Raw genomic sequence first — 26,358 nt, 5'->3', positions numbered from 1 at the left:
TTGTTTCCTCCCCGAGTTTCTCATCCGCAGGCGGCGATGCCCGTTAATGTGCCCTCTCCCCTTGTGGGAGAGGGCAGCACCGCTCTTGCAACAAACTCACTCGGGTGAGGGGTTGGCTCCGCAGTGACACGTTATCGTGTGGAGAGAGACCCCTCACCCGGCAGCCTTCGGCTGCCACCCTGGCTGCCACCCTCTCCCACAAGGGGAGAGGGTTACATCTCGCTTCGCGTCAGGCTACCGTGAAGAACGGCAGCGGCGCGCCGTCGGTCGGCTTGAACACAACTTTCACCTTCTGGCCGATCTTCAGCTTCTCGAGATCGCAGTCGACGAAGTTGGTCTGCACCGACGGCCCCTCCTTCAGCGTGACATAGCCGATCGCGTAAGGACCGGTCGGCGATTTCCGCATCAGGCTCCAGGTGTAGATCGTGCCCTCGCCCGACGCCTCCTCCCACACCGTCTTGTCGGAGTAGCAGAACGGGCAGATCGAGCGCGGGAAGTAATGCGCTTCGCCGCAGGCCGTGCAGCGCTTGATCATGAACTTGCCCTCTTTCGCCGCGTCCCAGAACGCGGCGGTCTCGGGATTGGTCACCGGGGCCGGATATTTCTTCGCTTCACTCATCACACGCGCTCCAGAATGGCCGTCGAGGCGGCGTGGCGAACACCCAAGAGGCCGCCGGTGCCGTGGGCGATGGCGAGATCGCAATTCGGAACCTGCACCTTCGGATGCGCCTCGCCGCGCAGCTGACGCACGGCCTCGAGGATCTTGGTCATGCCGCCGCGGTTGACGGGATGGTTGCTGCAGAGGCCGCCGCCGTCGGTATTGAACGGCAGCTTGCCGACGCCGGAAATGAGATTACCGTCGGCGACGAACTTGCCGCCCTCGCCCTTCTTGCAGAAACCGAGGTCTTCGAGCTGCATCAGCACGGTGATGGTGAAGCTGTCGTAGATCGAGGCGTATTTGATGTCCTTCGGCGTGATGCCGGCTTCCTCGAACGCGCGGGGGCCGGACCAGATGCCGGCGGAGTACGTGAGGTCGAGATCCTTGCCGCCGCGCGGACCCTTCATTGCCTCGCCGTGACCGATAAGACGCACCAGCGGCTTCTTCAGGCTCTTGGCGATCTCGGGCGTCGTCACGATCATTGCGCCGCCGCCGTCGGAGACGACGCAGCAATCCATGCGATGCAGGGGATCGGAGATCATCGGCGAGTTCAGGACGTCCTCGACGGTGACGACGTCCTTGAGCATCGCATGCGGATTGTATTGCGCATGATGCGAGGCCGCGACCTTGATCCAGGCGAGCTGCTCGGAGGTGGTGCCATAGTCGTGCATGTGGCGCATGGCACACATGCCGTAGGCATTGTGGGTGGTCGCGCCGTAAGCGGTTTCGAAATCGACCTCGGCCCCGGCTGCGCGCGGCGGCATCGCCCCGGTACGCGGTTTGCCGGCGAGCGTAACGAGCGCGATCGAGCATTTGCCCGCGGCGATCGCCTCGGCGGCATGGCCGAGATGGATGATGTAGGAGCAGCCGCCGGTCTCGGTGGAATCAATGTGACGAAGTTTCTTGGTGTTCAGGCCGAGATAATCGACCATCGGCCAGGCACCGCCCGGCGCGTCGCCCGCGCAGAAGTAGCCGTCGATATCGTCCTTGCTGATCCCGGCATCCTCGATCGCGCCCTTGGCGACCTCGGCATGGAGCTGGGCGGTGGATTTGTCCGGCGCATGCCGGGTCGGGTGTTCATAGATCCCGGCAATGTAGGCCTTGCCCTTGATGGTCAAACTTCAGGTCTCCGCTTGCGCTTCTTCTTGCTCGGGTTTTTCTGAACCGCGATGGCCTGATTGGCAAGCGCGGAAATATTCCGTCGTGCGAGAGGGCAGCCGGTCGGCGCAAGTGGGGGATATGTCTCGTCTCCCGGACGCGCAGCAACGCCCTGGCGTTGCTGCGCAGAGCCCAGAGCGCGGCGCTGCGTCCGGGGCACCAGAGGTTGCTTTGCAGACACACCCCCGCATCCTCGCGGCGCGTTTCGCCCGAGCTTTGCTTCCGTTTTGCTCCCTCGGAAAACAGAGGGCGCAGGGAAGACCGGGTGCCGGCCGGGCACCCACGGTCCGCTGTGCGCGAATTGCGCGAAGAACAGAGGCACAGCGGCATACAGGTGAAGCCCAACATCCGGCCTTCCCTGCGCAGTGGCTTTACGGCTTATGTCGTGCTCTCCCCGGGGAGCGATGCACTATTGCCCCCGTCGCCTTGCGAGCGATCGCAAGACTTGACGCACAGACCCCGGGTGTCAGGACCACACGATTTTGCCGTACGCGAGACCGCGCCCGTCGTGCACGAGACAATCGCTCGCGCGACGCAGCCCGCGTCCACCGCCGCTCACCCCGCGTTTCGTGACGATCGCGATACGCCCCTCAGAGAGGGATGAGGTGGCGGACGGATACGACAATTCCGAATTTCGGTAAAGCGGAATGTTTTAGTGCGTACGGATTGACCCACGGCGTGGGTGTTTTGCCCGACGGGCAACGCAAGGGATGGTGCCGTAGGGTAGGCAAAGCGAAAGCGTGCCCACGTCTTCTTCGTAGTCAATGGCAGATGGTGGGCACGGCGCTTTGCGCCTTTGCCCACCCTACGAGAGCGCCCTACTCCGCGGCGATCTGCCTCGGCGCAGGGGGCGGATTGGCCAAGTCCGCGGCGAGCTGGGCGTAGCGCACCTTGGCGTCCTGAACCGCCTTCTCCTTCACCGGGCCATAGCCGCGGATACGGTCGGGCAGCGAGAGCAGTTCGACCGCGGTGTCGATCGTGACGGGGGACAGCAGGCCGAGCACCGTGGCGACGTCCTTCTCGTAACCGGCGATCAAGTCGCGTTCGAGCTTGCGGTCGGCGCTGCGGCCGAAAATGTCGAACGGCGTGCCGCGCAGGAACTTGAACTTTGCCAGCACGCGGAAGACGTTCAGCATCCACGGGCCGAACGCGCGCTTCTTCGGACGTCCCAGCGCATCGACGCCGCGGCTGAGGATCGGCGGTGCCAGGTTGAAGCTGAACTTGAAGTCGCCCTCAAACTGGTCGCGGAGCTGCTGCTCGAAGGCGCCGTTGGTGTAGAGGCGCGCAACTTCGTATTCGTCCTTGTAGGCGAGGAGCTTGGCATAGTTCACCGCGACCGCCCGCGGCAGGGCATCGTCATAGCCGCCCTGCTTGGCAGCATCGCGAACCTGATCGACCAGCTTGCGATAACGTCTAGCCAGCCGGCCGTTCTGATAGGCGGTCAGGTGCTTGACGCGATGCTCGATCACCTCGTCGAGCGTCATTGCGTCCAGCGTCTTCGGCGCAATGACCTCGTCGGCCCCCTTCAGCATGTCAGCGAGGCGCTTGGGGTCCGCGACCGCGAGGCGGCCGAGGCGGAAGGCTTCCTTGTTCATCTTGATCGAGACGCCGTTGACCTCGATGGCCTGCTCGATCGATTCCGCCGACAGCGGGAACAGTCCCTTCTGATAGGCGTAGCCCATCATCATCATGTTGGTGGCGATGGCATCGCCGAGCAGCTGCTCGGCCGGCCTGGTGAAATCGAAGAAGACCGAGTCCTTGTGCAGCGCCGTCTCCAGCAATCCGTTCAGCTTGCGGGTCTGGAAGTTGAAGTCGCGGTTGAGGACGAAGTCGGCGGTCGGGATGACGTGGCTGTTGATGATGCCGCGGGTGCGGCTGGTGTCGCAGAGCGAGATCGTGTCTTTGGCGACCGCAACCACCTCGTCAGCCGCGAGCACGAGATCGGCCGTGCCGGTGACGATGCGCGAGCAGGTCACCTCTGCCGGATGATCCGACAGGCGGACATGGCTGAGCACCGCCCCGCCCTTCTGCGCAAGGCCCGACATGTCGAGGATCATCGAGGCCTTGCCCTCGATATGGGCGGCCATGCCGAGCAGCGCGCCGATGGTCAGCACGCCCGTGCCGCCGACGCCGCCGACTGCGATGTTGTAGGGCTTGTCGAGAGTCGGCCGCGAGGCCGGCTCAGGCAGCGCGCCGATCTCGCTGAGCTCGGCCGGCGCACGGTGACGCGGCTTGCCGCCGTCGACGGTGACGAAGGACGGGCAGAAGCCCTTGAGGCACGAATAGTCCTTGTTGCAAGAGGACTGGTTGATGGCGCGCTTGCGGCCGAACTCGGTCTCCAGCGGCTCCACCGAGATGCAGTTCGACTGCACCGAGCAGTCGCCGCAGCCTTCGCAAACGGCGGGGTTGATCATGACGCGGCGCGCCGGATCCTCCATCAGGCCGCGCTTGCGGCGGCGGCGCTTTTCGGCGGCGCAGGTCTGCACGAAGACGATCGCCGAGGTGCCCTTGTACTCGCGGCACATCTTCATGACGCTGTCGAGCTCGTCGCGATGATATTTCTTCACGCCGGGCGCGATGGTGTCGCCCGGATAGGCGTCAGGCGCCTCCGAGACCAGGTAGATCTCGCGGATGCCCTCGGCGTGGAGCTGGAAGGTGATCTGCTGCGGCGAGAGATCGCCGTCATGGCGCTGGCCGCCGGTCATGGCGACAGCGTCGTTGTAGAGGATCTTGTAGGTGATGTTGGTCTTGGAGGCGACCGCCTGGCGAATGGCAAGCAAGCCGGAGTGGAAATAGGTGCCGTCGCCGAGATTGGCGAAGATGTGGTTCTCGTTGGTGAAGGGCGCGATGCCGACCCAGGGCACGCCCTCGCCGCCCATATGGGTAAAGGTCTCGGTCGAGCGGTCCATCCACAGCGCCATGAAGTGACAGCCGATGCCGGCGAGCGCGCGGCTGCCTTCGGGGACCTTCGTAGATGTGTTGTGAGGACAGCCGGAGCAGAAGTAGGGAGTGCGGGAGACAGGGGCGACCGCCTGCATCTGGGTCGCCTGACGGCCGTTGAACCAATCGGCCTTGACGCGCAGCATCTCCGCGATCTCAGGGTTGAGATTAAGTCGAAGAAGTCGTTCGGTCAGCGAGGTCGCAAGCGAGGCGACGCTCAGCTCGGCGGCGAAGGTCAGGAAGCGCTTGTCGTGCTCGTCCATCTTGCCGACGATGCGCGGGCGGACGTCGTCGCGCCAGTTGAACAGCTCCTGCTTGACCTGGTTTTCGACGATCTCGCGGCGCTCCTCGACGATGAAGATCTCTTCGAGCCCGACCGCAAACTGCCGCACGCCTTCCGGCTCCAGCGGCCAGGGCATGCCGATCTTGTAGAGGCGAAGGCCGATCCTGGCGGCGACCTCCTCGGTGATCCCCAGTTCGCGCAACGCCTGGCGCACGTCCTCATAGCTCTTGCCTGACGCCATGATGCCGAAGCGGGCGTTCGGCGAATCCATGGTGACGCGGTTGACCTTGTTGGCGCGCGCGAATGCGATGGCGGCAAAGCCCTTGTAGTCCTGCAGGCGCCGGTCCTGCTCGAAGCGGTCGTCGGGCCAGCGCAGATTGAGCCCGCCGGGCGGCAGTTCGAAATCGGTGGGAATGATGAAAGGCTTCATCTCGTCGGTGAGGTCGATCTCGGCCGTGGTCTCCACCGTCTCGGTGATCACCTTCATGCCGACCCAGCAGCCGGAATAGCGCGACATCGCGATGCCGAGCAGGCCCATCTCGATCATCTCGTGGATGCTGGAGGGATAGAGATAGGGCATCAGCGCCGAGATGAAGGCGTGGTCCGACTGATGCGGAACGGTGGAGGATTTCGCGCCGTGGTCATCGCCGGCAAGGCACAGCACGCCGCCGTTCTTGGCCGAGCCGGCGGCATTGCCGTGGCGGAACACGTCGCCGCAGCGGTCGACGCCCGGGCCCTTGCCGTACCAGATGCCGACGACGCCGTCGTATTTGGCGCCGGGCGAGAGGTTGAGCTGCTGCGAGCCCCAGACGGCGGTGGCCGCGAGGTCCTCGTTCACGCCGGGCTGGAACTTGATGTTGTACTGTTCCAGATGCTTACGGGCGGCGAATAGCTGCTGGTCGTAGCCGCCGAGCGGCGAGCCGCGATAGCCGGAGATGAAGCCCGCGGTATTGAGGCCGTTGGCGCGGTCGCGCCGGATCTGGGCCATCGGCAGGCGGACCAGGGCCTGGATGCCCGTGGTGAAGACGTGACCGGTTTCCTGGGTGTATTTTTGATCGAGACTGATCGGACCCTGGTTGATGCCCATGCTGTCCTCGTTTGGCCCTGCTCAGGCCTTTGTTACTTAAGCTCGCTTAAGCCGTTGCCTTCCCGTCGTTTTTAGCTAGGGCGCGCCGACCATCACCGCCACTCTATGTCGGATATTTCATGATCCGCACCACAAATCTGGATGAAAGGGCGCGCCGGGTGAAAATCGCAATTTCGTGGCAGCAAACACGCCGGGCATTTTCAATTTGTGTCACCATACCCCCGCCGTCGCGAAATGAATGGCCGCCCCCGTGGCGCCGATGACGGCGATTGGTCGCAGGAGAGGCCGAGCATGCGGACGATTCTGGCTGTGATCGCGTTGTGCAGTGCAGTTGCTGGCGCGGCCCTTGCCGCCGAGCCATCGCCGGAACTGATCGCCTATGGCAAGGCGCTGGTCGAGGCCGGCGACTGCGCGGGCTGCCACACCGCGGATCCGGCCAAGCCGTTCGCGGGCGGCAAGCGGATCGACACGCCGTTCGGCGCGATCTTTGCGCCGAACCTGACGCCGGACCGCGACACCGGCATCGGCGCCTGGAGGGATGCCGATTTCACCCGTGCACTGCGCTATGGCATCGCGCCCGACGGCTCGAACTATTACCCGGCCTTCCCCTATCCCTACTTCACCAAAATGACGAAGGACGACACGCTGGCGATCCGCGCTTATCTCGCCACGCTGGCGCCCGTGGCGAGCCGCAACAAGCCGCCGGAACTGCGCTGGCCGTTCGGCTATCGCGGCCTGATGCGGCTGTGGAACGCCATGTATTTCAAGCCCGGCCTGTTCGAGCCGGACCAGAGCAAGAGCGCGGCCTGGAACAGAGGCGGCTATCTCGTCACCGGGCTCGGTCATTGCGGCGCCTGCCACACGCCCAAGAACTACTTCGGCGCCGACAGGGACGCGCAGGCGCTATCCGGCAACGAGGTCGGAGGCTGGTTTGCCCCCCGCCTCGATGGCGCCGTCCGCACCGGGCTGAAATCGTGGAGCGAGGAGGACATCGCGGAGTATCTGCAAAGCGGGCGCAACGCCAAAAGCCATGCCGGCGGGCCGATGGCGGAGGTCGTCGTCAACTCGACCGCGAAAATGAGCGATGCCGATGTGCGCGCAATCGCCATTTACTTGAAGAGCCTGCCGTCGACGCGACGCGAGACGATCGTGACGCCGCCTGACGATGCCGAGATGAAGGCCGGCCAGGCCGTCTACGCAAAACTCTGCATCGCCTGCCATGAGGCCGACGGCTCCGGAGCCCCGCGGATCTATCCGCCCTTGCCAGGCAATGCGCTGCTGCAATCCAACAACCCATCCTCCACCTTGCGCATCATCCTCGACGGCGCCCTCACCGTGACCACACCGCGCGCGCCCAACACCGGGGAGATGCCGGGTTATGCCAAACAACTGTCCGACGACGAGATCGCGGCGGTGACGAATTACATCCGCAATTCCTGGGGCAATGCGGGCCTGCTGGTGACGCCGGCCCAGGTGGCGAGGGCGAGGAAGAGCCAGGCGAGTGGGGAATAGCGAGTGGCGAATGGCCGAGAACCATTCGCTATTCGCCGCTCGCGCGCGACAGCGCTCACCGCTCCTTCTCTTCATCCCCGGTGAACACGAATTTCGGCATCTCCCATCTGTAGTGCACCGCGAGCAGGCGGAAGCTGAGGCCGAGCACGAAGGTCAAGATCGTCCAGAGCTCGGCATGGAGATTGAAGCCGAACGCCGTGGCGTAGAACAAGCCTGTGACGACCGAGACGCTGGCATAGAGCTCGGATCGAAACAGCAGCGGCACGTCGTTGCAGAGCACATCGCGCAACACGCCGCCGGCGCAGCCCGTTACCATGCCCGAGACGATGACGATCGGCAGCGAGGCATCCATCTGCCAGCCGACGTTGCAGCCGATCATGGTGAAGACGACGAGGCCGATCGCATCGAGCACGATGAAGGCGAGGTGCAGCCGATGCACGAGGCGCGCGATCAGGATCGTCAGCAGCGCCGCCCCGCCCGGCAGTGCAAGGTAGATCGGGTGGGCCACCCACACGAGCGGATAGTGACCGAGAAACAGATCGCGCAGCGTGCCGCCGCCAAGCGCGGTGATGCAGGCGAGAAGACAGACGCCGACATAATCCATGCTGCGCCGCCCCGCGGCCAGTGCGGCCGTCATGCCCTCTGCCGTCAAGGCGACGAGGGCCAGAAAGTGCAGCACGCTATCGGTCGGCGGCAGACTCCACATCGGCTTCGTTCCCTCGTCGCGGCCATGGAACTCGCGTGCAGTTCCCGAGCGAACAGGTTCCCGATTCCCGACAGGAGAGCAACATGCGACGAAAGCATTGGGTGGCGCGGAACGGAATCTCGCACCTGAGGGTTGTCCCGACGTCATAACCGAGGAGATCCAATCGATGGCTGACGACCGTTTTCCCAACGATCCGTATCGCCCGAACCTCGCCGACGATGAGTATTCTCGCGCGGCGCGCCGGGATGCCGACCTCCAGGCCGATCCCGAGCTCGGGGAAGGCCCTGCCTCCAGCGGCAAGATCGCGCTGTTTGCGGTAGCGGTCGCCCTGGTGCTGGGCGCGGTGTTCTACGGCTTGAACAATACGAGCACGACCAACGAGGCCCGCAACACACCGGCCTCGCAGACTGCGCAGACGCAGCCGACCAATCCGGCGGCGCCTCCTGGCATGCGCGACGTGACCCCGCGCAACAACACCGAGCCGGGCGTGACCACGGGTGCGGCGCCGAGCAGGCCTGCTGCCCCGGCTCCCGATACGCCTGCTGCAAAGCCGGCGCCGGATGCGCAGACGCCGTCCAGCGGCGCGAAGTAACAGTCGCAATGAGACGCGAGAGCGGCGGGATGCAACATCCCGCCGCTTTTCGTCGGCCTAGCTGAAGATCTTGTTGAGCTCGCCGCCGGAATAGCCGCCGGCAAGCTCTGTGAACGTTCCCTTCTCCGCCATCTCCTTTGCAGCGCGCATGAAGCCGCCCCAGGCGGCGCGGGCGAGCGAGCCGCCCACACTGATGCGGCGCACGCCGAGATCTCGGGCTTCCTGCAGCGACAGGCCGGACGCGCCGATCAGGAGATTGAACGGCTTTGGATGCACCGCCTTCACCACCGCGGCGATGTCCTCGCGGCTCTTCAGGCCGGGCGCGTAGAGACACTCGGCGCCGGCATCGGCATAAGCGGTCAGCCGATCGATGACGAGCTTGAGGTCGGTGACGCCCCACAAGTAAGCCTCGCAGCGGCCGACCAGCAGCGTGCCGCTGTCGCCGATCGCCTTGCGCGAGGCCCTGATGCGCTCGACCGCAAGCGCGCGGTCGTAGAGCGGCTTGTCCGTGTCGCCCGTGGAATCCTCGATCGAGAGGCCCGCGACGCCGGTACGCACACAGCGCTCGACATTGTCGGCGACCCTGTCCGGCTCGACGGCAAAGCCGCCCTCGAAATCGGCGTTCACGGGGATGTCGACGGCCGAGCTCAATGCTGCCAGATGCTGACAGACGTCCTCGACGCTGACGTGGTTGTCGGCCTTGCCGATGGTCCAGGCAAAGCCTGCGCTCGAGGAGGCGATCGCCTTGAAACCGAGATGCTGCAAGGCTTTCGCGCTGCCGACATCGACCGGATTAGGCAGGATGAAGCAGCCGCTCTCGTGCATCTTCCTGAATGTCGCGCGCTTGTCCGCGGTCGTCACGTGCATGTTTCTCTCCCTTGTTGGCCGCGCAGAGATAGGCGCGCGTCTTCAAGTGCGCTAGTGCGCGTCGTGCACCGCGCGGCTGTCCTTCGGAGCCTGCTCGCGGTCGGTCATGCTGTAGTCCCGGATCACGCTGGCGATGCGCAGATGATAGTCCGCGAAGATCTTTGCGCGGCCTTTGGCCTGGGTGCGGCGATGCTCCATCGTGTTGCGCCAGGCCGCGACTGCTGCCTCATCCCGCCAGAACGACACCGACAGGATCTTGCCCTTCTCGGTCAGGCTCTCGAAGCGCTCGACCGAGATGAAGCCGTCGATGGTCTGCAGCAGCGGCTTCAAATCGGCTGCGAGGTCGAAATAGTCCTGGCGGTGTTCCGGCTTGGGCCAGACCTCGAAGATCACGGCGATCATGGGCATCTCCTTGCGTTGATGGCCTACAATACCACCTTGCGCAGGAAGGTGCGCTCCTCGGCGAGGATGAATTTCTCCGCCTCCGCAAAGTTGAAATTTGCGGTGCCGTCGAGATCGGCGCGCAGCCGCTTGCGATAAGACTCGTACGCCGCCAGGCTCTCGAACGAGATCAGGGCGAACGCGATGTTGTTGGTGCCCTCATGCGGCATGAAATAGCCGATCAGCTCGCCGCCACATCTCGGGATGATGGTGAGCCAGCGCTTCGAATATTCCTCGAACTGCGGGCGTTTGAAGGGATCGAGCTGATAGCGGATGAAGACGGTGACGGACATGACGGGTTCCTGTGCTTGAAGCAACACGCTACGCCCTTGCCCGGCCACGATGCTTCGGCTACCATCGAAGCATGAAAGCAGGTCCTGACATTGCCATGGTCGCCTCCCTCGTCGGCGACCCCGCCCGCGCCAACATGCTGACCGCGCTGATGAACGGCCGCGCGCTCACCGCGAGCGAGCTGGCGCAGGAGGCCGGCATCACGCCGCAGACCGCGAGCTCGCATCTTTCGAAGCTCGAGGCCGGCGGCCTGATCGAGCCGGAGAAGCAGGGCCGCCACCGCTATTACCGGCTCACCGACGACGACGTCGCCGGCGTGCTCGAGGGCCTCGCGGGCCTCGCCGCGCGCACCGGCCACATGCGCGTGCGCACCGGACCGAAGGATCCGGCGCTGCGGCGGGCGCGGATCTGTTACGACCATCTCGCCGGCGATCTCGGCGTGCAGATGCTCGACACCATGCGCGAGCGAAACCTGGTCAGGCAGAAGAAGCAGGACATCGAGCTGACGGTCGAGGGCGAGCGCTTCCTCGTCAAGCATCTGCAGATCTCGCCCGAGATGCTGGCGCATCCGCGCCGCCCGGTGTGCAAGGCCTGCCTCGACTGGAGCGAGAGGCGCCACCATCTCGCCGGCACGCTGGGCGCCGCCATGATGCAGCGTTTCGCCGAGCTGAAATGGGCCTCGCGTGATGCCGCGCCCGGCAGCCGCGTGGTGAATTTCACCCGCACCGGCGAGAAGCAGTTCGCCGCGCTGTTCGGCAGCGGAAGGGATTAGTCACGCAAACGTCGTGAAATCACACGTTTGCGTGTGAACTATCACTGTCGTCATGGCCGGGCTTGACCCGGCCGTTGACGTCTTTATGCGCATTGTCATTCCGGGATGGTCCGAAGGACCAGACCCGGAATCTCGAGATTCCGGGTTCGCGCTGCGCGCGCCCCGGAATGACTGCTCCAATTACGAGACCCTCCATGAACCGCATCCTCCCGGCCGCGCTCGCCGCCGCCCTTCTCGTCTCTCCGTTCGCCTTCGCCATCGCCGCCGACAGCCCGCCCCGTGAGCCCTATGGCATCGCGCTCGAAGGCTTTGCCTATCCCTACCCCGTCCACCTCCTACCTGTTATCAACGACGGCGAGCAGCTCAGCATGGCCTACATGGACGTGTCGCCCGCGCAGCCGAACGGCCGCACCGTGGTGCTGCTGCACGGGCGCAATTTCCCGTCGAGCTACTGGGACCCCGTGATCAAGATGCTGAGCGAGGCCGGTTTTCGCGTCGTGGTGCCGGACCAGATCGGATTCGGCAAATCCTCCAAGCCGCAGGGCGAACTGCATTTCGACAATCTGGCGCGCAACACCATCGCGCTGCTCGATCACCTCAAGATCGACAAGGCCGAGGTCGTCGCCCATTCGCTCGGCGGCATGCTGGGCGTGCGCATCGCCCGCGCCTATCCGGACCGCGTCGCCCATCTGGTGCTGACCGCGCCGATCGGGCTGGAAGATTACCGCCTCTACGTGCCGCCGACACCGACCGCGAAGATGATCGAGACCGAGGACAAGCTCACGGCGGAGGGCTATCGCAAGCAACTCCAGACCAATTACGCGATCAAGCTGCCGGCCGAGGCGATCACGCCGTTCATCGATGCCCGCTTCAACATCAAGGGCAGCCCCGACTATCCGCGCTGGCTGCGCGCCTTCGTCAGTTCCGGCCAGATGATCTACCGAGAGCCGGTGGCGCACGAGATTCCGCTGATCGCGCTGCCGACGTTGTTCATCATGGGGGCCGACGACCACAACGCACCGGGCCGGCCACTCGCGCCCGAGGCGCTGCGTGCCAGGATGGGGCAGAACGCCGAACTGGCGAAGACGCTGGCGGCGAAGATGCCGAATGCGCGGGCCGAAGTGATCCCGAACACCGGGCATCTCGTCTTCCTGGAGGCGCCGGAGAAGTACAAGGAGCTGGTGCTTGGCTTTCTCGGTCGCTAGCGACACTTACGTGTCGTCCGAGGCAGGATGCGCGGAACGTTCATGCCGCATTCAGGTCATGATTGGCAGGTTTGGATCACGACGTGTCGGCACGTTCCAGATTTAACGTGTCGAATCGTGTCTCTTGATTCATTGTGCGCCGCAAGCGCCATTCCCTAGCCTGCCTCCAAGGACGAGAAGGAATACCCAATGAAATACCTGTTTGCCGCCGTCATGCTCGCCAGCGCGGCCGTCGGTTTCAGCGAGGCGGCCAGCGCCGCCGGCGGTTGCGGCCCGGGCTGGTATCGCGGCCCCTATGGTGGCTGCCGTCCGATGCGCGGCCCGGTCGTCGTTCGCCCCGCTCCGGTGGTGGTCGCCCCGGCGCCGGTCGTCGTTGTGCCTCGCGCGCGTGTGTGCCCCTACGGCTTCCGCTGGTACGCCGGCCGCTGCCGCCCGTTCTGATCTCGTCCATTTGCGTTACTGAGTGGCCGCGCGGCGGAAGCCTGCGCGGCCATTTTATTCGGGGTTGCCGCCAACGATCATCCGCCGTGAACTGGAGCGCCTCCAGAATCGAAACGGGGACCGCCTGTGGCGATCCCCGTCCGACCCGCGAACGTCGCGAGCCTACCAGTGATGGCGGCGGTGCCAGCGTCGGCGATGCCGGCGCCAATGACGGCGGTGCCAGCCCCAGTGGCGATGATGGCCGTAGTGAACCTGCTCTGGCGCCAGCTTCGCGGCTTCCTCGCTGGTGGTGACCGCGGGATGAGCGTCGGAATTGCCCTGCGGCATACGGGCGGGATCACCGACCGGCTGCGGTGACAGCGGCGCGGCCTGCGCGGCCGTCGCTGCGAAGGCGGCGGCGCCCGCCGTCACCCCCAATGCAAGTTTCAGAAAGTTCCGGCGCTCCATCATTTCTTCCTTTGGTCATCGTGACTGTGATGCAGAGCAAGTGTCGCGTTCACGACATGAACCGAAGGTGAATCGCGCGTTCAGATTTATTGAGCCGCGGATCTCTCCCGGCTATTTCGCAAATTCCTGTGCCAGCACCAGCGTTTCGCGCGTGCGCTTCACGTCGGGCCAGTCGCGGTTGAAGTCGGCGACGAGCTTTTGCAACGCGTCACCTTTCAGCATCGCATTCAGCTTGGCCTCGTCATCGAACTGATACATCGCCTGGTGCAGCGAGGGATCGTCAAGGCTCCAGAACCGCCAAGCCTTGCTCGCGCCGAACGCCTTCACCGCATCTGGCAGATGTTCCCTCTCGTACCATCGGTCGAAGGCGGCGCGCTTGCCGGCATCGGTGACGATGGCGCGGACGATGAAGAAGGCTGCTGGCATCTGGATTTCCTCCTGTTGTTTGAACCGAGACTAGCCGGTTAAGCCGCCGGCGACAAAAGAGTTGGTGCCGGTGTCGGAATGGACGCCCTTCGTTCGTCCTTTGCCTCGAACCAGGACACGGAGACAGCAAATGGCCGACCTCACCCTGACCACCTTCGATTGGGTTCCTGCAGCGCCGCGAGGCTTCGTGCGCGACTTCCGCGTGCGCTGGGCGCTGGAAGAAGCCGGCTTGCCCTATCGCGTCGCCAGCGTGCCGTTCGACGATCGCGGGCCTGCGCACCTCGCGCACCAGCCGTTCGGCCAGGTGCCGTGGTTGACCGACGGCGACCTCTCGATCTTCGAGACCGGCGCGATCCTGCTGCACCTCGGCGGGCTCAGCGAGAGGCTGATACCATCCGATCCGCGCGGTCGCGCCGAGGCGACGAAATGGGTCTTCGCGGCGCTCAATTCGGTGGAGATGGCCAGCCTGCCCTGGGGCATGTCGAAGTTCATGGGACATCCGACCGACACGGCGGCGTGGACATTCGTAGACGACTTCCTCAAGCTTCGGCTCAAGCGCCTCGAACCGGTGCTGGGCAGCCGCGAATGGCTGGCCGGCTCCTTCTCCGTCGCCGACATCCTGATGGCGGACGTGCTGCGCGTCGTCGATGGTTTCGACGGGCTGACGGACAGTCCTGCCTGCCGCGCCTACGTCGCGCGCGTCACTGGACGTCCGGCGTTCGCCAAGGCCCAAGCCGACCAGATGGCGCATTTCGCTGCGGCGGATCAGGCACGCGGGGCGTGATGTGTCTCACACAATTGATTTAGGGCGCGGCTTACAATCGTCGCCAACGGAAGGACGCCATTCGACAGGTGGCACATGACCCGCATCGAATATCTCAAGCAGCAGATCGCCCGCGCCGAGCGGCTCGCCAAAGCCATCCTCGACCACCAGACCGCCGACCGGCTCCAGGCCTTCGCCGCTGAATGCCGCACGGAATTGTCGGAGATGACCGTCAAGCGGGCCGCGTGAGAGGTGGTGGCGGTGGTTGTCACACCAGCTTCAACGGAGCATCAGCGACCAGGCGAAGGTCGATGCGTCCGATCAACGCCGCACGCCGCGCCTCCGCAGCACGAATGGCGTCATCCGTCTGCCGTAGCGTGCTGACATTCGAACCGAGCGAAACGATCCCGCCCAGCACCAGTGCGATCGATCCGAGCGCGGCCGTCTGACCGAAGCCAAACAGCCCGAGGATCGTCACCAACAGCAGCACCGCCCCGCCACCGATGGCGATCTTGGACGCCAGGATGTACTTGCGGCAGCGCTCAGCGATCTCGGCGAGCCGCTCGATCCGGTCTTCGATGTCGGAGATTTCGTCGGTCGGATCGTCTTCGGTCATGAGATTTGTGAGCGCGTAGATCGAGAGACAAACGAACTTCAGTTATAGGCACCCTAGGACACCAGCACAACGCACGCAGGGAGAGGCCCAATCGACATAGCCGGCTCGTATGAAGACCCGTCAGGGTTGGCTGGCACTTGGGAAGCGTTTGCAGGATCTGGCAAGACCGTGACGCGAACAGACACTCGGTCCCGCCTTCGATCGGTAATCGCTTCGTATCGGAGACTATCCGGCCCGCTGTAACCGGGTCGAGCCAGGTAGAAAACGCTTATGCCGCGGACCCAGCGCCCGATACAAGCCTGATCCCTTCCAGAGTCGCCCGCCACCTCGAAATCCTCGATACGATAGCAGACGATCCCGTGTTCTGGCGTCTTCATGAGCAAGAGCCGGGGAAGCTCGATCAGCGCGCACGCATTGTCGGCGTCGGCGTAGCCTTCGATGACAGTCTCTTCCGACGTCCGAGCGGTAACCGTCATCTCGCTGTCTTGGGCGAAGCACGATGCGTCCATCGCCAGGACCGCGGACAACACGCCCAGTATCCGGTGGCGCGATCCATTGGCGCTCCGCCGTAATCTCGATCGTCGACGCCAAATTGCCACCGGCGTCTCCATCCCTCACAACGGCAAATTGTCGTGCTTCTTCGCCGGCATTTCCGTCTTCTTGTCCTTCAGCATCGCCAGCGCCCGGGCGATGCGTTTCCGCGTCGAGTGCGGCATGATGACGTCGTCGATGTAGCCGCGCTCGGCGGCGATGAAGGGCGACAGGAAGCGGTCTTCGTATTCCTTGGTGCGCGCCGCGATCTTGTCGGGGTCGCCGATGTCTGAGCGGAAGATGATCTCGACCGCGCCCTTGGCGCCCATCACCGCGATCTGGGCGGTCGGCCAGGCGTAGTTCATGTCGGCGCCGATCTCCTTGGAGGCCATGACGTCGAAGGCGCCGCCATAGGCCTTGCGGGTGATGATGGTGACCAGCGGCACGGTGCATTGCGAGTAGGCGAACAGCAGTTTTGCGCCGTGCTTGATCAGGCCGCCATATTCCTGCGCGGTACCGGGCAGGAAGCCCGGCACGTCGACGAAGGTGACGATCGGGATGTTGAAGGCATCACAAAAACGAACAAAGCGCGCCGCCTTGCGTGATGCGTCGCTGTCGAGCACGCCGGCCAGCACCATCGGCTGGTTGGCGACGAAGCCGACGGTGCGGCCGGCGATGCGGCCGAAGCCGGTGACGATGTTCTTGGCGAAGGCTTCCGCGATCTCGAAGAAGTCGCCCTCGTCCACGACCTTCAGGATCAGCTCCTTCATGTCGTAGGGCTTGTTCGGATTATCGGGGATCAGCGTGTCCAGGGACATGTCGACACGGCCGATGTCGTCGAAGCTCGGCCATTCCGGCACGCCGTCGGTGTTGTTGGACGGCAGGAAGTCGATCAGGCGCCGCATTTGCAGGAGCGTCTCGACGTCGTTCTCGAAGGCGCCGTCGGCGATCGAGGAGCGCGTGGCGTGCACCGAGGCGCCGCCAAGCTCTTCGGCGGTGACGACCTCGTTGGTCACGGTCTTCACCACGTCGGGGCCGGTGACGAACATGTAGCTGGTGTTCTTCACCATGAAGATGAAGTCGGTCATCGCCGGCGAATAGACGTCGCCGCCGGCGCAGGGCCCCATGATGACGGAGATCTGCGGGATCACACCGGAGGCCAGCACGTTGCGGCGGAAAACGTAGGAATAGCCGGCGAGCGCGGCGACGCCCTCCTGGATGCGGGCGCCGCCGGCGTCATAGAGGCCGATGATGGGCGCCCTCGCCTTCATCGCCATGTCCTGGAGTTTTGTGATTTTCAGCGCGTGCGTCTCCGAGAGAGAACCGCCGAATACGGTGAAATCCTTGGCAAAGACGAACGTCTTGCGGCCGTTGACGGTGCCCCAGCCGGTGACGACGCCGTCGCCGGGCACCTTGGATTTCTCCATGCCGAACTCGGTGGAGCGGTGCTCGACGAACATGTCGAACTCCTCGAACGACCCCTTGTCGAGCAGCAGCTCGATACGCTCGCGCGCCGTCAGCTTGCCGCGGGCGTGCTGCGCCTCGATGCGCTTTTCCCCGCCGCCGAGCTTTGCGGCAGCGCGACGGTCTTCGAGGGCGTCCAGGATGTGTTTCATTTGCTCCCGCCAGTTCTTAAGTGATGCGGGGTTCTAACACGGCATTTTGCGGGCCGGGAAGCGGCTTTCGGCGTCGCAGGGCTGCCCTGCCGCAGCGTGAAAGCGCAAGGAATTACAGAGCTTTGCCTAGGAGACGAAGATGAGCGAAGGAACGGCCGAGACGGGCGCGGCGACGGGCAGCGTCAATATCCTGCTGCGGCTGGAGGGCCTCACCCTGTTCGCAGGGATGGTGACGCTCTACGCCGCCTGGGACGGGTCCTGGCTGGTGTTTGCCCTGCTCTTCTTCGTGCCCGATCTGAGCTTCCTGGCATACCTGTCCGACGCCAGGTTCGGCGCGATGGTCTACAACGCCGCCCACAGCTACATGGCGCCGGTGGCGCTGCTGACGCTGGGCTTCGGCCTCGCCTCGCCCCTCACTTTATCCATTGCCTTGATCTGGCTTGCCCATATCGGCATCGACCGGGCGCTCGGCTACGGCCTGAAATATTCCGCCGGATTCGGCTTCACGCATCTGGGCATGATCGGCCGGCAGAAGGACGCCTGACCGGTGGCCCTCGCAATTGCGTTGGCGAGAGAGCTGCGCTCGCAATGACGAGGACTTCTTTGCGGTCCGCAATAAGGCGCAATCACTGCATCTGTTAGACCGCGCATCTGTTAGACCGCGCCGATCTCGGCAAGGCAGGCCTGTGTCAGCGGCATGCGCTCGCCGATCAGGCGCGGCTCCTTGCAATCCATGTTGAGCGCGAACACGGTGTGCGCCTCGCCCTTCTCGGCCCAGCCGACCATCCAGCCGAGCGACGGCTCGCCGCGCTCGGCCCCGAGCAGGCCCGACTTGGCGCGGATGATGCTGTCGCCCACTTTGGTCACCGGCAGGATGTCGGCGACGAGATCCTGGCTGCGCTTTGAGATCGGCAGCACGCGGCGGCGCAGCCGGTCGACGAAATCGACCTGCTCGACCGGATCGATGCGCAGGGCGCCGGTGAGCCAGAACTGGTCGATGCCGCCGCCGATGTCGCGATTGCCGTAGTCGAACTCGTCGACATATTTTTGCATGCGCTCCTGGCCAATGCGCCGTGCAATCTCCTGAAAGACCGGCACCGCGCTCACCGCGATGGCGCTGCGCAGCGTGTGATCCTTGTTCCAGGCCTCGATCGGGCGCTTGACGCCATCCCAGGGAAACATGTCCTTGTCGGGGTCAGCGACCACGCCGGTCTCCAGCGCAATCAGCGCGTTCGGAATCTTGAAGGTCGAGGCCGGCAGCTTGCCCTCGCCCGAGCGCTCCTTGTCGCTGGCGACGATCAGATAGTCCTCGACCTTGTAGCCGACGAAGGTGCCGGATGTGCCGAGATCGGTGAAGCGTTTTGCAAGACTCTCACGAATTTCATCGCGCGGCGGCGCGACGTGGGCGCGCGCGCGGGATGGCAGCACCGCGGCTGCGGCGAGAAGACCGAGGGTGGAACGACGAGTCAGCAAAAGCGATATCCGTGAGCAGTGAAGAACCAGCGCGACCATGCAGCCGCTACGTGGTGAAACGATGACAGGTTATTCTTACCGCCCCCGGCCCGACAGCCGCAGCACGAACACCAGCACCTCGGCGACGGCCTTGTAGAGATCGGGCGGGATCTCGTCGCCGAGCTCGACCTTGGACAGCGCGCCGGCCAGAATCTCGTTCTCCTCGATCGGGATGTCGTGGGCCTTGGCGATCTCGACGATCTTTTCGCCGATCGTGCCCCTGCCCTTGGCGACGACGACAGGCGCGTTGGTGCCCTTCTCGTAGTGGAGCGCGATCGCGAGCCTGGATGAATCGCTCATGTCGCCCGGTCCAGGAAGTGGCCGGCGCGGGCAGGCGCCGGTTGCGGCGGCGTGCCGTCGCGGACCACGATGTCACCGGGCTTGAGCTCGGCTCTCGTCAATGCCTGGCTGAGCTCACCGACGCCGGCACGGAGCTGCTGCGCCGTCGCCGGCCGCTCCGCCCACATCCGCACGAACGTCTTGTCGCCGTTCAGCGTGATCAACGCATGCACGGGTCCGGCCGGCTCCACATTGAGGGAGAAGCGCGCGCGCCAGGTGCGCTGGGCGGGATCGCCGGACTCGTTGCCGCCGTCGCGCGAGATCTCGAACTGCGCCATCGCGGTGCCCTGCGGGGTCGCGAACGGAATCTCGAAATTCCACTGCGGCACGGCCGGATCGCTGCGGTGCCCGCTGGCATCGATGCGATCGGGGAGCGACGCAATTTGGAGCAGCGTCTGCCGCGCGAGCGCCGCATCGGTGTCGTCGAGCAGGCGATGCACGGTGGCCGCGAGCGGCGCATCCGGCGCCAGCGATGGCGCGGCGATGGACTGCGGCGCCGGCAGCGCACCGCGGAATGGCGGGGGCGTCGCGTGTGCGGCAGTCTCGAAGACGTGGCCATCCGGTGCGGCCTTGTTGGAGCCCGGCACGTTGCCGGTCAGGCGCGGCAGGTTCTGCGTGACCTCTTGCAGCAGGGCTGCGGCAAGACCTGCCGACATGGTCCGCGACGTCGCCGCCTGCGAAGCCCCGCCGGCCATGTCGGCGAGCACGGCAGCGGCGGGATTGGCGCGGCCCGGCGTTTGCGGCTGTTGCGCGCTTTCGGTTGATGGTGATGCCGCCTGCGCCGTCCCGGCGGCCGGAGCCGGTGCGATGCCGACCTGCGGTGTCCCCGCAGCGCCGGCAGGAGTCGAAGCGCCTGGCGCCGGTGGCACAGCCCTCTCAATCGTGGACAGCGCCTGGCGCAGCACCAGCAGCGCCGCCTTCAGATCTGGCATTGTGCCTGACGACGGCGTAGCGCCTGCGGCGAGCGAAGCCTCGAGGAACAGACCCGACTTCTGGAATGCGGATTCGATATCGCCCCCCACAAGCCCTGTATCGAGCGGCGTCTGCTGAGACAACACGGTCAGCACCGCCTGCTTCAAGCCCGCGGGCAGATCGCTGCCGGTGACGACGGCGGCCAGATTGGCAAACAGCGGCGCCTGGCTGCCCTGCCTGGTGACGGCATCGGCCGAAGCCACCGTGACGGCGACTTGCTCCGGAGGTGTCAGCGTGCTGCGCGCGGCGCCCGCCGACGGGGCAAGCGGCGGGCTCTCCACCAGCGAGGCCGCACGCGGCGTCAGCGTCACCACGTCGGCGGCCGCCTCGCCTGCCCCGCCCACGACGGCAAGACGGACGGTGCCGTCGTTCCGCGACACCGCCAGTTGGAGATTTTGCCCGGGCGACAGCGCGACTTCCGACATCACGTCGAGCGATAGATTTGCGATCGCGATCCGCACCAGATTGTCGGCGAGGACACTGACGACTCTCGCATCGACGACACTGCCGGCCTGAAGCACAAGATCGGGCGTCGCCGCATCAGCCGCGGGGCTGGCGGCGCTGACGGGAGCAATGGAAGTGACCGGCGTCGGCATCTCAGCGGCCTCAGGGAGCGCCGGCTACCGTAACGCCGCGCCGTAAACCTCCCGTTAAGGACCTGTGGTCCCGGCCGAGCTTGCGGCCGCCAGCACGGCCACGGCGGCCTCGAAATCCCGGAGGCGGGTGGCCCGGCGGCTGGCCGCCTCCTCGTCCACGCCCCATTGCTCGGCGTTCCAGTCCTCGTCGACATGGGCGGCGGTCCAGACCTGGTCAGCGTCCCGGGCGCCATGGGCGAGCGCCAGCGCCAGCAACGCCGAGCCGGTCAGGGTCGTCACCACATGGAGAGCGGCGACCGACCAGGCATCCTGCGGCAGCGCGGCGCGAGCCGCCCGAAGCGCCTGGTCCGGCTGCTTCACATGCATGATGCCCTCGGACAGGATGAAATGCGCACCCAGCGTCTCCGCCGCCCAGAACAGCACGGGATCCCAATGCGCGGCCTCGCGGGCGACCAGTCCCGCGGGATGGCCGGCACGATAGAACAGCAGGTCGGACTCGAAGTATCTGGCGAGGTCGTCGCTGACGAGTTCGACGCGATCGACGACACCCTCCACCACGCTGTTGGCGATCCGCGTCAGCGGCATGCTCATGGGGTCGATCGTCTCGCCCTGGGCTGCCCATTCCGCGGCCACCGCTTCGGCAAGGTCGCGCGAAGGGATGATCACCTGCCGACCGGACGGCGTACGGATCGGCTTGCCGTCGAGCACGACGGCATACCCGCCATCTGCCTCGCTCACGCCCGCCTCCTTGTAGAAGCGCTTGCGCTGCGGTGGACGCGCCGACCGGCGTGCCGCCTCGCGCGGATCGGGCGGGGTTTGCCCCGCAGCTTCATCGAACAATTCGCGCATCTCGGTTTTTCAGTCTCTGCCGCTGAATGCCAGGCTTTTAGGATAAAACCGGCAGCCGATAAAGCGAGCGGCGGGCATGAGGGAACCTGGCCGGCGTTGCGGCCCTGTTCGCCGGGCCTGGCCGCTAGATCGACCCTAGTTCGCGCATCTGAGTGCATAGGTGCCGCGGTGAGCGGGGCCCAGCCCCGCGCCAGCGGCATCCTCGAGGCACTTCGAAAAGCGATCACTGAACGAATTGCGCGGGAGCGGCCGGTAGTTGTAGCTCGGCTGCGCATCGATCCGCGGCATTTTCGGCACCTCGAGCTTCGGCGGCGGTGGCGGCGAAGGCGGCGGAACGACCTGCGTGGGGCCCGGCAGCAAAATCTGTGCCTGAGCCGCCTGCCCCAAGAGCAGTGCGGTCAAAACCATGAGACAGAGCGAGAACCGTTTCATGGTCGATATGTTGTGCTCCGATCGCCCCCGTTCAACCTGACTTAACTATTCTTCAGGCGCGTTCTCGATCGGATCAAATCTGGTTGCATCCAGTCCGAGCAGGTTCCACGACTGCTGCATATGCGGTGGTAACGGCGCGGTGGCGTCGATCACGCCGCCGCGCGGATGCGGGATGACGATGCGGCGTGCCAAGAGATGCAGCCGGTTTTGCAAGCCGCCCGGCAGCTGCCAGTTCTCGATGTTGAAATATTTGGGATCGCCAACGATAGGATGGCCGATATGGGCCATGTGGGCGCGCAGCTGGTGGGTACGGCCCGTCACCGGCTTCAGCGACACCCAGGTCAGCTTGTTGCCGGCCGTCTCGACCACCGCATAATAGGTCACCGCGTGGCTCGCGCCCTCGTCGCCATGCTGGGCGATGCGCATGATGGTGTCGTCCTCGCTCTCTTCCTTGGCGAGGAAGGTCGAGATGCGGCCCTGCTTGGGCTTCGGCAGGCCCGGTACCAGAGCCCAATACACCTTTCGCGCCGACCGCGAGCGGAATGCGCCGGTCAGATGCGAGGCGGCGAAGCGCGTCTTGGCGATCAGGAGACAACCCGATGTCTCCCTGTCGATGCGGTGCACGAGCCGCGGCTTCTGGCCCTTGGCGTCGCGCATCACCTCCAGCATCTGGTCGATGTGCCGCGTCATACCCGACCCACCCTGCACGGCAAGGCCGGCCGGCTTGTTCAGGACGAGGACGTCGTCGTCCTCGTAGATCGTCATCTCCTTCAGCGCCTTGAGCGTTTTTTGCGCAGCGTCCGAGAGCTCCCCGACGACCTTCGGTGCGTCGAGCTTCAGCGGCGGAATGCGGACGCTCTGCCCCTCCTCGAGGCGATCCTTGCTGTCGACGCGCTTGCCGTCGACGCGCAGTTCGCCTTTGCGGACGACGCGCTGGATGTGGGAGAACGACAGGCCGGGAAAGCGCGCTTCGAGGAAACGGTCGACACGCATGTTGTTCTCGTCGGCCGTCACCGTGACGGTCTGGACCTTGGTGGGCAGCAATGCTTCGACCGGCTTTGCCGGAACGGCCTTTTCCAGCACAGCTTTGGGCGGACGCCGCTCGGCCCGTTCGCCCGCAAAGCGCGGCGGCTTGCTGCCGGGCTTGCCGCCCGGCCGTGGCCCGGCCTTCTTCGCGCTGCGCGCCTGATGCGGACGCGCGTCCTCGCGCTCGTCTCGCGAACGCGGCCTTGGATTCATTCTCTTGATGCGGCGGCTCATGATTGCCTGCCTAGCCTAAAAGCCGGCTGCCGTCACGGCGAAATGGTCGTCTCTAGCGCGAACCGCCCCGCTCCTTCCGAAGCTTGGCCCAGTAATCCAGCCGCTTCCTGATCTCCCGCTCGAAGCCGCGCTCGGGCGGGTCGTAGAAGGTCTGGCGGCCGAGAGCCTCCGGAAAGTAGTCCTGGCCGGAGAAGGCGTCGGGGGCGTCGTGGTCGTATTCGTACGCTGCACCGTAGCCTTCCGACTTCATCAGCTTGGTCGGGGAATTGAGGATGTGCTTCGGCGGCAGCAGCGAGCCGGCCTGCTTGGCGATCTGCATCGCCGTGCCGAAGGCGGTGTAGACCGCGTTCGATTTCGGCGCGGTGGCGAGATAGACGACGGCCTGCGCTATTGCGAGCTCGCCTTCGGGGTGGCCGAGGAAGTCGAAAGCATCCTTGGCCGCATTGGCGATGACGAGCGCCTGCGGATCGGCAAGCCCGATGTCCTCGACCGCCATGCGCACGACACGACGGGCCAGGAACAGCGGATCCTCGCCGGCATCGAGCATGCGCGCGAGGTAATACAGCGCGGCATCGGGATCGGAGCCGCGCACCGACTTGTGCAGCGCCGAAATCAGGTTGTAATGGCCGTCGGCCGACTTGTCGTAGATCGGCGCGCGGCGTTGCAGGATGTCCTGCAACTGCACGGCATTGAAGATCTCGTCCGCCCGCGCCGAACGCCATACCTCTTCGGCAAGCGTCAGCGATGCGCGGCCATCGCCGTCGGCCATGCGCACCAGCACCGCGCGCGCCTCCGCATCGAGCGGCAGCTTCTTGCCCTCGACCGCCTCGGCATGTGCGAACAGCTTTTCGATCGCGGCGGCATCGAGCGAACGAAACACCAGCACGCGCGCGCGGGACAGGAGCGCCGCGTTGAGCTCGAAGGACGGGTTCTCGGTGGTGGCGCCGACCATGACCACCGTGCCGTCTTCCATCACGGGCAGAAAGGAATCCTGCTGGGCGCGGTTGAAGCGATGCACCTCGTCCACGAAGAGCAGCGTGCCCTTGCCCATCTCGCGGCGGGCGCGCGCGGCATCGAAAGCCTTCTTGAGATCGGCGACGCCGGAGAATACCGCGGAGATCTGTTCGAAATGCAGATCGGTGGCATCCGCCAGCAGCCGTGCCACCGTGGTCTTGCCGGTGCCCGGCGGGCCCCAGAACACCAGCGAGCCGAGCGTGCGCGTCTCCAGCATGCGCGTCAGCGCGCCGTCGGGGCCGAGGATGTGGTCCTGGCCGACGACCTCCGAGAGCGCGCGCGGCCGCAGCCGGTCCGGCAGCGGATGCGGCGCCTCGTGGTCGAGCCCCGCCGCGGCAAAGAGAGTCGGCGTCTGCTGTGGTCGCTTCGGACTCATCCGCCCAACGTGACGTTGATCTGCTGGCCGCCGCGCACCAGCGTGATGCGCCAGATCCGCGGCCGCTCGCCTGCGGCCTTCTCGAGATCGCCGGTCTTGCTGATCTTCTGGTTGTTGACGGCCAGGATGATGTCGCCTTTCTGGAAGCCGACATTGGCCGCCGCGGTATCGCCGCCGATATCAGTGATCACGACGCCTTCGGTGTCGGCGTCCAGACGCAGCTCGTCAGCGACCGCGGGCGTGATGGTCGAGACCTTCGCGCCCTGGAACGGCGAGCGAGCGGTGACGACGAGCTCGCTGCGCCCGGTATCGGGCGCGGTCTCCAGTGCCACGGTCAGCTTGATCGGCTTGCTGCCGCGCTGCACGTCGATCTGCGCGGTGCCGCCGAGCGGACGGGTTGCAAAACGGTAGTCGAAGGCGTTGGGATCATCGACGGTCTGGCCGTCGATGCCGGTGATGAGGTCGGAGGATTTCAGACCGGCCTTCGCTGCGGGGCCATTGGGCACCACGCTTGCGACCAACGCACCGGTCGGCGAGCGCAGGCCGAGGCTTTCCGCGATCTCCGGAGTCACCGCCTGCAATTTTGCCCCGAGCCACGGCCGCTTCACTGCCTTGCCGCCGCTCTTGGCTGATGCGACGACGACGCGCACCATGTTGGCGGGAATCGCAAAGCCGATGCCCTGCGAGCCGCCGGAGCGCGAATAGATTGCCGTGTTGATGCCGGCGAGCTTGCCGCTCATGTCGACCAGCGCGCCGCCGGAATTGCCGGGGTTGATCGGCGCATCGGTCTGGATGAAGAACTGGTAGTCGGTGATGCCGACTTGCGTGCGCGCCAGCGCCGAGATGATGCCGTGGGTCACGGTCTGGCCGACACCGAACGGATTGCCGATCGCCAGCACGACGTCGCCGACCAACAATTCATCGGAATTCGTGAAATCGAGGGTCGGAAATTTTTCCTTGGCGTCCTTCAGACGCAGCACGGCGAGATCGGTACGCGAATCCTTCAGCAGGATCTCGGCCTCGAACTCGCGCTTGTCCGACAGCGACACTTTCACCTGGTCCGCGCCTTCGATGACGTGGACGTTGGTGACGACGAGACCGGAGGCATCGACGATGACGCCGGAGCCGAGCGAGCGCTGCATCTGCTCGGGCTGCTGACCCGGCACGCCGAAGAAGCGGCGGAAAATCGGGTCGTCCAGCAGCGGATTGCGGTTCTGCACCACCTTGGCGGCATAGACGTTGACGACCGCGGGCTGCACCCGTTGCACGATCGGCGCATAGGACAGCCGCAGCTCGGCCGGCGATGACGGGACGCGGCGGTCCTGCGCTGAGGCCGGATTGAAATGGGCCGAAAAGGCTATGCACAAGGCCGTGAGGACGGCGGTCCAGGTCGATCGAAACATTCCTACCTCTCGGAAAAGACGCCGGAATATAGGCGCGTTCGCCCCTCAATAGAAGGGCGCGGGGCGGCAATATTCGGCCTCATTCCAACGGCTTGAGCCCGGAGCCAGGCGTGCGAAACGACAACTTGCCCCGGCGGGCGGATTGGCATGACACGCATCATCTTGCATGCTCGCTCTCGGTGGATTCGGTTGCGACGAATTTGCATCAGCGGGAACCAGCGCAACCGAAGGCTCGCCGTCGCGGGGCAGTCAT

Annotated in this window: 27 protein-coding genes; 8 read left to right on the top strand and 19 right to left on the bottom strand. The window is 65.2% G+C overall.

The window, feature by feature from the left end; translation table 11 throughout:
• Positions 1 to 229 precede the first annotated feature (229 nt).
• From XH96_RS16605 to XH96_RS16595, 3 genes are all read right to left on the bottom strand, one after another.
• Positions 230 to 619, bottom strand: coding sequence for a Zn-ribbon domain-containing OB-fold protein (locus tag XH96_RS16605; protein ID WP_194393396.1), 390 nt, complete (start codon positions 617 to 619; stop codon positions 230 to 232).
• Positions 619 to 1,776 carry a thiolase domain-containing protein gene (locus tag XH96_RS16600; protein WP_194393395.1) on the bottom strand — a complete coding sequence of 386 codons (1,158 nt, stop codon included), beginning with the start codon at positions 1,774 to 1,776 and terminating at the stop codon, positions 619 to 621. The genes XH96_RS16605 and XH96_RS16600 overlap by 1 nt, the downstream gene beginning before the upstream one ends.
• An 858-nt stretch (positions 1,777 to 2,634) precedes the next feature.
• Complete coding sequence (locus XH96_RS16595; RefSeq protein ID WP_194393394.1) at positions 2,635 to 6,126, bottom strand: indolepyruvate ferredoxin oxidoreductase family protein; 3,492 nt, start codon at positions 6,124 to 6,126, stop codon at positions 2,635 to 2,637.
• A gap of 291 nt (positions 6,127 to 6,417) precedes the next feature.
• Here XH96_RS16595 and XH96_RS16590 point away from each other — a divergent pair, with 291 nt between their 5' ends.
• Positions 6,418 to 7,638 carry a cytochrome c gene (locus XH96_RS16590; protein ID WP_194393393.1) on the top strand — a complete coding sequence of 407 codons (1,221 nt, stop codon included), beginning with the start codon at positions 6,418 to 6,420 and terminating at the stop codon, positions 7,636 to 7,638.
• Between the two features lie 55 nt (positions 7,639 to 7,693).
• On the opposite strand, the gene XH96_RS16585 is transcribed toward XH96_RS16590, so the two are convergent.
• Positions 7,694 to 8,344 carry a trimeric intracellular cation channel family protein gene (locus XH96_RS16585; RefSeq protein ID WP_194393392.1) on the bottom strand — a complete coding sequence of 217 codons (651 nt, stop codon included), beginning with the start codon at positions 8,342 to 8,344 and terminating at the stop codon, positions 7,694 to 7,696.
• 166 nt (positions 8,345 to 8,510) lie between these two features.
• On the opposite strand from XH96_RS16585, the gene XH96_RS16580 reads away from it, so the two are divergent.
• Positions 8,511 to 8,936: a hypothetical protein gene (locus tag XH96_RS16580; protein ID WP_194393391.1), complete on the top strand. Its 426-nt coding sequence runs from the start codon at positions 8,511 to 8,513 to the stop codon at positions 8,934 to 8,936.
• A 57-nt stretch (positions 8,937 to 8,993) separates the two neighbouring features.
• Here the strand turns inward: XH96_RS16580 and XH96_RS16575 are convergent, their stop codons facing one another.
• From XH96_RS16575 to XH96_RS16565, 3 genes are read right to left on the bottom strand one after another with little or no spacing between them, the layout of a single operon-like run.
• Entirely contained in the window at positions 8,994 to 9,803 is an 810-nt protein-coding gene (locus XH96_RS16575; RefSeq protein WP_194393390.1) for an oxaloacetate decarboxylase, read from the bottom strand.
• 51 nt (positions 9,804 to 9,854) lie between these two features.
• Positions 9,855 to 10,205, bottom strand: coding sequence for an antibiotic biosynthesis monooxygenase (locus tag XH96_RS16570; protein WP_027574093.1), 351 nt, complete (start codon positions 10,203 to 10,205; stop codon positions 9,855 to 9,857).
• Between the two features lie 23 nt (positions 10,206 to 10,228).
• The gene (locus XH96_RS16565; protein WP_194393389.1) at positions 10,229 to 10,537 is read right to left on the bottom strand and encodes an NIPSNAP family protein; all 309 of its coding nucleotides are present in this window, start codon (positions 10,535 to 10,537) and stop codon (positions 10,229 to 10,231) included.
• A 71-nt stretch (positions 10,538 to 10,608) separates the two neighbouring features.
• Between XH96_RS16565 and XH96_RS16560 the strand changes: the two genes are divergently transcribed.
• The 3 genes from XH96_RS16560 (at position 10,609) to XH96_RS16550 (ending at position 12,953) form a co-directional block, all read left to right on the top strand.
• The gene (locus XH96_RS16560) at positions 10,609 to 11,307 is read left to right on the top strand and encodes a winged helix-turn-helix domain-containing protein (protein WP_194393388.1); all 699 of its coding nucleotides are present in this window, start codon (positions 10,609 to 10,611) and stop codon (positions 11,305 to 11,307) included.
• 194 nt (positions 11,308 to 11,501) lie between these two features.
• Positions 11,502 to 12,512, top strand: a complete 1,011-nt coding sequence (locus tag XH96_RS16555; protein WP_194393387.1) for an alpha/beta fold hydrolase — start codon at positions 11,502 to 11,504, stop codon at positions 12,510 to 12,512.
• A 189-nt stretch (positions 12,513 to 12,701) separates the two neighbouring features.
• Entirely contained in the window at positions 12,702 to 12,953 is a 252-nt protein-coding gene (locus XH96_RS16550) for a GCG_CRPN prefix-to-repeats domain-containing protein (protein WP_194393386.1), read from the top strand.
• Positions 12,954 to 13,115: 162 nt separating this feature from the next.
• Here XH96_RS16550 and XH96_RS16545 read toward each other — a convergent pair whose 3' ends face one another.
• Together XH96_RS16545 and XH96_RS16540 are read right to left on the bottom strand one after the other, a co-directional pair.
• On the bottom strand, positions 13,116 to 13,400 hold the full coding sequence (locus XH96_RS16545) for a twin-arginine translocation signal domain-containing protein (protein WP_028182359.1): 285 nt from the start codon (positions 13,398 to 13,400) through the stop codon (positions 13,116 to 13,118).
• A 111-nt stretch (positions 13,401 to 13,511) separates the two neighbouring features.
• Positions 13,512 to 13,826: a hypothetical protein gene (locus XH96_RS16540; RefSeq protein WP_194393385.1), complete on the bottom strand. Its 315-nt coding sequence runs from the start codon at positions 13,824 to 13,826 to the stop codon at positions 13,512 to 13,514.
• A gap of 130 nt (positions 13,827 to 13,956) precedes the next feature.
• Here XH96_RS16540 and XH96_RS16535 point away from each other — a divergent pair, with 130 nt between their 5' ends.
• Together XH96_RS16535 and XH96_RS16530 are read left to right on the top strand one after the other, a co-directional pair.
• Positions 13,957 to 14,610, top strand: coding sequence for a glutathione S-transferase family protein (locus tag XH96_RS16535; RefSeq protein WP_194393384.1), 654 nt, complete (start codon positions 13,957 to 13,959; stop codon positions 14,608 to 14,610).
• Between the two features lie 75 nt (positions 14,611 to 14,685).
• Positions 14,686 to 14,838, top strand: coding sequence for a hypothetical protein (locus XH96_RS16530; protein WP_194393383.1), 153 nt, complete (start codon positions 14,686 to 14,688; stop codon positions 14,836 to 14,838).
• A 19-nt stretch (positions 14,839 to 14,857) separates the two neighbouring features.
• On the opposite strand, the gene XH96_RS16525 is transcribed toward XH96_RS16530, so the two are convergent.
• Together XH96_RS16525 and XH96_RS16520 are read right to left on the bottom strand one after the other, a co-directional pair.
• On the bottom strand, positions 14,858 to 15,205 hold the full coding sequence (locus tag XH96_RS16525; RefSeq protein ID WP_194393382.1) for a hypothetical protein: 348 nt from the start codon (positions 15,203 to 15,205) through the stop codon (positions 14,858 to 14,860).
• Positions 15,206 to 15,819: 614 nt separating this feature from the next.
• Positions 15,820 to 17,352 carry an acyl-CoA carboxylase subunit beta gene (locus tag XH96_RS16520; RefSeq protein ID WP_194393381.1) on the bottom strand — a complete coding sequence of 511 codons (1,533 nt, stop codon included), beginning with the start codon at positions 17,350 to 17,352 and terminating at the stop codon, positions 15,820 to 15,822.
• Between the two features lie 139 nt (positions 17,353 to 17,491).
• Here XH96_RS16520 and XH96_RS16515 point away from each other — a divergent pair, with 139 nt between their 5' ends.
• Complete coding sequence (locus XH96_RS16515) at positions 17,492 to 17,896, top strand: DUF4260 domain-containing protein (protein ID WP_194393380.1); 405 nt, start codon at positions 17,492 to 17,494, stop codon at positions 17,894 to 17,896.
• Positions 17,897 to 18,006: 110 nt separating this feature from the next.
• Here XH96_RS16515 and XH96_RS16510 read toward each other — a convergent pair whose 3' ends face one another.
• From XH96_RS16510 to XH96_RS16475, 8 genes are all read right to left on the bottom strand, one after another.
• Positions 18,007 to 18,864 carry a penicillin-binding transpeptidase domain-containing protein gene (locus tag XH96_RS16510; RefSeq protein WP_371740107.1) on the bottom strand — a complete coding sequence of 286 codons (858 nt, stop codon included), beginning with the start codon at positions 18,862 to 18,864 and terminating at the stop codon, positions 18,007 to 18,009.
• A gap of 36 nt (positions 18,865 to 18,900) precedes the next feature.
• Positions 18,901 to 19,164 (bottom strand): EscU/YscU/HrcU family type III secretion system export apparatus switch protein, encoded by a 264-nt coding sequence (locus XH96_RS16505; protein ID WP_194393378.1) that lies wholly within the window; start codon positions 19,162 to 19,164, stop codon positions 18,901 to 18,903.
• A complete protein-coding gene (locus XH96_RS16500; protein ID WP_194393377.1) occupies positions 19,161 to 20,771 on the bottom strand; it encodes a flagellar hook-length control protein FliK in 1,611 nt (536 codons plus the stop codon). Before XH96_RS16500 ends, XH96_RS16505 begins: the two co-directional genes overlap by 4 nt.
• Positions 20,772 to 20,825: 54 nt before the next feature.
• Entirely contained in the window at positions 20,826 to 21,620 is a 795-nt protein-coding gene (locus XH96_RS16495; RefSeq protein WP_194393376.1) for an ATP12 family chaperone protein, read from the bottom strand.
• Between the two features lie 135 nt (positions 21,621 to 21,755).
• The gene (locus XH96_RS16490) at positions 21,756 to 22,052 is read right to left on the bottom strand and encodes a hypothetical protein (RefSeq protein WP_194393375.1); all 297 of its coding nucleotides are present in this window, start codon (positions 22,050 to 22,052) and stop codon (positions 21,756 to 21,758) included.
• 45 nt (positions 22,053 to 22,097) lie between these two features.
• Entirely contained in the window at positions 22,098 to 23,312 is a 1,215-nt protein-coding gene (locus XH96_RS16485; RefSeq protein ID WP_194393374.1) for an RluA family pseudouridine synthase, read from the bottom strand.
• Between the two features lie 52 nt (positions 23,313 to 23,364).
• The gene (locus XH96_RS16480; protein WP_194393373.1) at positions 23,365 to 24,702 is read right to left on the bottom strand and encodes a replication-associated recombination protein A; all 1,338 of its coding nucleotides are present in this window, start codon (positions 24,700 to 24,702) and stop codon (positions 23,365 to 23,367) included.
• Positions 24,699 to 26,105, bottom strand: a complete 1,407-nt coding sequence (locus XH96_RS16475; RefSeq protein WP_194393372.1) for a DegQ family serine endoprotease — start codon at positions 26,103 to 26,105, stop codon at positions 24,699 to 24,701. The genes XH96_RS16480 and XH96_RS16475 overlap by 4 nt, the downstream gene beginning before the upstream one ends.
• Positions 26,106 to 26,358: the final 253 nt, after the last annotated feature.

The organism is Bradyrhizobium sp. CCBAU 51765 (assembly GCF_015291725.1).
Taxonomy (GTDB): domain Bacteria; phylum Pseudomonadota; class Alphaproteobacteria; order Rhizobiales; family Xanthobacteraceae; genus Bradyrhizobium; species Bradyrhizobium liaoningense.
The sequence above is the reverse complement of the archived record's forward strand: the minus strand, read 5'-3'. Positions and strand labels throughout refer to the sequence as shown.

Excerpts from the sequence above, each read along its gene's own strand:
- XH96_RS16605 (WP_194393396.1), bottom strand. The coding sequence starts at position 619 with ATGAGTGAAGCGAAGAAATATCCGGCCCCGGTGACCAATCCCGAGACC.
- XH96_RS16595 (WP_194393394.1), bottom strand. The coding sequence starts at position 6,126 with ATGGGCATCAACCAGGGTCCGATCAGTCTCGATCAAAAATACACCCAG.
- XH96_RS16590 (WP_194393393.1), top strand. The coding sequence starts at position 6,418 with ATGCGGACGATTCTGGCTGTGATCGCGTTGTGCAGTGCAGTTGCTGGC.
- XH96_RS16585 (WP_194393392.1), bottom strand. The coding sequence starts at position 8,344 with ATGTGGAGTCTGCCGCCGACCGATAGCGTGCTGCACTTTCTGGCCCTC.
- XH96_RS16580 (WP_194393391.1), top strand. The coding sequence starts at position 8,511 with ATGGCTGACGACCGTTTTCCCAACGATCCGTATCGCCCGAACCTCGCC.
- XH96_RS16575 (WP_194393390.1), bottom strand. The coding sequence starts at position 9,803 with ATGCACGTGACGACCGCGGACAAGCGCGCGACATTCAGGAAGATGCAC.
- XH96_RS16570 (WP_027574093.1), bottom strand. The coding sequence starts at position 10,205 with ATGATCGCCGTGATCTTCGAGGTCTGGCCCAAGCCGGAACACCGCCAG.
- XH96_RS16565 (WP_194393389.1), bottom strand. The coding sequence starts at position 10,537 with ATGTCCGTCACCGTCTTCATCCGCTATCAGCTCGATCCCTTCAAACGC.
- XH96_RS16560 (WP_194393388.1), top strand. The coding sequence starts at position 10,609 with ATGAAAGCAGGTCCTGACATTGCCATGGTCGCCTCCCTCGTCGGCGAC.
- XH96_RS16555 (WP_194393387.1), top strand. The coding sequence starts at position 11,502 with ATGAACCGCATCCTCCCGGCCGCGCTCGCCGCCGCCCTTCTCGTCTCT.
- XH96_RS16550 (WP_194393386.1), top strand. The coding sequence starts at position 12,702 with ATGAAATACCTGTTTGCCGCCGTCATGCTCGCCAGCGCGGCCGTCGGT.
- XH96_RS16545 (WP_028182359.1), bottom strand. The coding sequence starts at position 13,400 with ATGGAGCGCCGGAACTTTCTGAAACTTGCATTGGGGGTGACGGCGGGC.
- XH96_RS16540 (WP_194393385.1), bottom strand. The coding sequence starts at position 13,826 with ATGCCAGCAGCCTTCTTCATCGTCCGCGCCATCGTCACCGATGCCGGC.
- XH96_RS16535 (WP_194393384.1), top strand. The coding sequence starts at position 13,957 with ATGGCCGACCTCACCCTGACCACCTTCGATTGGGTTCCTGCAGCGCCG.
- XH96_RS16530 (WP_194393383.1), top strand. The coding sequence starts at position 14,686 with ATGACCCGCATCGAATATCTCAAGCAGCAGATCGCCCGCGCCGAGCGG.
- XH96_RS16525 (WP_194393382.1), bottom strand. The coding sequence starts at position 15,205 with ATGACCGAAGACGATCCGACCGACGAAATCTCCGACATCGAAGACCGG.
- XH96_RS16520 (WP_194393381.1), bottom strand. The coding sequence starts at position 17,352 with ATGAAACACATCCTGGACGCCCTCGAAGACCGTCGCGCTGCCGCAAAG.
- XH96_RS16515 (WP_194393380.1), top strand. The coding sequence starts at position 17,492 with ATGAGCGAAGGAACGGCCGAGACGGGCGCGGCGACGGGCAGCGTCAAT.
- XH96_RS16510 (WP_371740107.1), bottom strand. The coding sequence starts at position 18,864 with ATGGTCGCGCTGGTTCTTCACTGCTCACGGATATCGCTTTTGCTGACT.
- XH96_RS16505 (WP_194393378.1), bottom strand. The coding sequence starts at position 19,164 with ATGAGCGATTCATCCAGGCTCGCGATCGCGCTCCACTACGAGAAGGGC.
- XH96_RS16500 (WP_194393377.1), bottom strand. The coding sequence starts at position 20,771 with ATGCCGACGCCGGTCACTTCCATTGCTCCCGTCAGCGCCGCCAGCCCC.
- XH96_RS16495 (WP_194393376.1), bottom strand. The coding sequence starts at position 21,620 with ATGCGCGAATTGTTCGATGAAGCTGCGGGGCAAACCCCGCCCGATCCG.
- XH96_RS16490 (WP_194393375.1), bottom strand. The coding sequence starts at position 22,052 with ATGAAACGGTTCTCGCTCTGTCTCATGGTTTTGACCGCACTGCTCTTG.
- XH96_RS16485 (WP_194393374.1), bottom strand. The coding sequence starts at position 23,312 with ATGAGCCGCCGCATCAAGAGAATGAATCCAAGGCCGCGTTCGCGAGAC.
- XH96_RS16480 (WP_194393373.1), bottom strand. The coding sequence starts at position 24,702 with ATGAGTCCGAAGCGACCACAGCAGACGCCGACTCTCTTTGCCGCGGCG.
- XH96_RS16475 (WP_194393372.1), bottom strand. The coding sequence starts at position 26,105 with ATGTTTCGATCGACCTGGACCGCCGTCCTCACGGCCTTGTGCATAGCC.